This window comes from Streptomyces sp. NPDC006208, assembly GCF_040613775.1.
GTDB lineage: Bacteria > Actinomycetota > Actinomycetes > Streptomycetales > Streptomycetaceae > Streptomyces.
Window position 1 is genome coordinate 1 of record NZ_JBEXSW010000120.1, and the last position, 3,047, is coordinate 3,047.

Genomic DNA, 3,047 nt, shown 5'->3' on the forward strand with positions numbered 1-3,047 from the left:
CGGCCGACCGGGACGCCCTTGCCGCGGCGCTGGCCAGGACGCAGGTGACGGCCGTCGTGCACACCGCCGGCGTCCTCGACGACGGCGTGATCGCCTCGATCACACCGGAAGGGATGAGGGAGGTCTTCCGGCCCAAGGTGGACGCCGTGCTGAATCTGCACGACTGCACCCGGGAAATGGACCTGGCCGCCTTCGTCGTCTTCTCGTCCATCGCCGGAATGGTCGGCAGTGCCGGTCAGGCGAGCTACGCGGCGGCGAATTCCTTCCTCGACGCCTTCTCGTCGTACCGCCGCCGTGCGGGTCTGCCCGCCACGTCGCTGGCCTGGGGTGTGTGGGAGCAGTCCGGCGCGATGACGGTCGGCCTCGCCGAGGCCGACCGGGCGCGGATGGCGCGCAGTGGCGTGCTGCCGCTGCCGCCGGAGGAGGGGCTGCGACTCTTCGACGCGGCACTGGCCTCGGACGAGGAGGTGCTCGCCCCGGCCCGCCTCGGCACCGGTGCGCTGCGCGCCGGTGAAGCGCCGGCGGTGCTGCGCGACCTTGTGCCGGCTGCGGCCCGCAGGACGGCACAGGCAGCTGCCGTGCCCTCCGTGTCCTCGCTGGCCGACCGCCTGGAGGGGCTGCCGGAAGCCGAGCGGGACAAGGCTGTCCTGGACCTGGTCCGGGCCGAGGTGGCCGCGGTCCTGGGCCACGCGTCGGACCGTACGGTCCGACCGGAACACGCCTTCCAGGACCTGGGATTCGACTCGCTGACGGCCGTCGAATTGCGCAACCGGCTGAACAAGGCCACCGGGTTGCGGCTCCCCGCGACGCTGGTGTTCGACTACCCGACACCCGCTCTCCTCGCCCGTCATGTGCTCACGGAGACGGTGGGGGCGGCGGAACCAGCTCTAGTGGATTCCCTACTTGCTGACCTGGACAGGGTCGAACAAGAATTGGTCACGAAGTTGGCAGAGAGTGAAGCTCGCGACCGGATCCTGTCAAAGCTCCAGGCTGTGTTGGCGATTGCCGACGAATCCGGCAAGGCGCCGGCGCCAGAAGGCTCTGGAACGCGCAGCGATCTGGAATCGGCCACGGACGACGAAGTATTTGATCTGCTCGGCAAGGAATTCGGGATCTCCTGACCGTTCCCGTGCGTCCCGGTGACCTCCTTTGTCGAATTCCGGTAAGTCTTCGCAGGGGTGAGGGACGATTTCGGTGGCGAACGAGGACAAGCTCCGCTATTTCCTGAAGCGAGTCACCGCAGATCTCCAGGAGACCCGGCGGCGCCTTCGTGACTACGAGGACGCCGCCGGGGATCCGGTGGCCATCATCGGGATGAGCTGCCGCTACCCGGGAGGCGTCAACTCGCCCGAGGATCTGTGGGAGCTGGTCGCCGGGGGCCGGGACACCGTCTCGGAGTTCCCCGCCGACCGCGGCTGGGACCTGGACGCGCTCTACGACCCGGACCCGGAGAACCGCGGGACCAGTTACGCCCGCCAGGGCGCGTTCCTGCGCGACGTGGCGCAGTTCGACGCCGGCCTCTTCGGGATCTCGCCCCGTGAGGCGCTCGCCATGGACCCCCAGCAGCGGCTGCTGCTGGAGACGTCCTGGGAGCTCTTCGAGCGGGCCGGCATCGACGCCGCCTCTCTGGCGGGAAGCAGGACCGGCGTGTTCGCCGGAGTGATGAACCACGAGTTCCTCGCCACCCTGCAGAACTCCCCGGAAGACCTGGAGGGCTATCTGGGCACGGGCACTTCGGGCAGCGTCGCCTCCGGCCGGGTTGCCTACACCTTCGGCCTCGAAGGGCCGGCCGTCACGGTCGACACGGCGTGCTCGTCGTCCCTGGTCGCCCTGCACCTGGCCATCCAGGCGCTGCGCAACGGCGAGTGCTCACTAGCCGTTGCGGGCGGTGTCACCGCGATGGCCGGCCCCGCCACCTTCGTCGGCTTCAGCCGCCAGCGCGGACTGGCACCCGACGGCCGCTGCAAGGCGTTCGCCGCCGGTGCCGACGGCACCGGCTGGGGCGAGGGCGCCGGCCTGCTGCTGGTGGAACGTCTCTCGGACGCCCGCCGCAACGGGCACGAGGTGCTCGCGGTCGTGCGGGGTTCCGCCGTCAACCAGGATGGCGCCTCCAACGGCCTGACCGCCCCCAACGGCCCCTCGCAGCAGCGGGTGATCCGCCAGGCCCTGGCCGCCGCGCAGCTGACTACCGCGCAGGTCGACGCGGTGGAGGCGCACGGCACGGGCACGCGGCTCGGCGACCCGATCGAGGCACAGGCACTGCTCGCCACGTACGGGCAGGGCCGTTCCGACGACAAGCCGCTGTGGCTGGGCTCCATCAAGTCCAACATCGGCCACACCCAGGCCGCGGCCGGTGTGGCGGGCATCATCAAAATGGTCATGGCCATGCGCCATGACGAACTGCCGCGCACGCTGCACGTCGACGCGCCGTCCCCGCACGTCGACTGGTCGGCGGGCGCCGTACGGCTGCTGACCGAGCCCACGCCCTGGCCGGCTTCGGACCAGCCGCGGCGGGCCGGCATCTCCTCCTTCGGGATCAGCGGCACCAACGCGCACACGATCATCGAGGAGGCCCCCTCGGTCGAAGCGTTCACGCAGGACGCAGAGGCCCCGGAGGCCCCAGAAGAAGGCGCGGAGAACACCGAAGCCGCCGCCGTCGAGGCCGCACTTCCGGCCGAGGGCGTGCCGGTGCCGTGGGTGATCTCCGGCAAGAGCGAAGCGGCGCTGCGCGCCCAGGCCGAACGCCTGCTGTCCCGTACGGACACCGATGTCTCACCGCTGGACGTGGCGTTCTCGCTTGCCACCACGCGCACGGCCCTGGAGCACCGCGCGGTGGTGCAGGGCAAGACGTCGGCGGAGCTCGCCGAGGGGCTGCGGGCAGTGTCCTCCGGCTCCCCGGCCCCGGGCGTGGTGCGCGGCCACTTCGGCGCCGGCGGGCGCGTCGGGTTCCTCTTCTCGGGTCAGGGGTCGCAGCGGTTGGGGATGGGGCGTGAGCTGTATGCGGCGTTCCCGGTGTTCGCCGATGCGTATGACGAGGTGTGTGCGCG

General features: G+C 70.9%; 2 protein-coding genes. Both read left to right on the forward strand.

Features of this window, described 5'->3' with window-relative positions; translation table 11 throughout:
* The coding region (locus ABZ208_RS38905) for a KR domain-containing protein (protein ID WP_356914171.1) at positions 1-1,121 on the forward strand (1,121 nt) is incomplete at its 5' end.
* 73 nt (positions 1,122-1,194) lie between these two features.
* Positions 1,195-3,047, forward strand: a 1,853-nt coding sequence (locus ABZ208_RS38910) for a type I polyketide synthase (RefSeq protein ID WP_356914172.1), incomplete at its 3' end; no start/stop codon positions are given.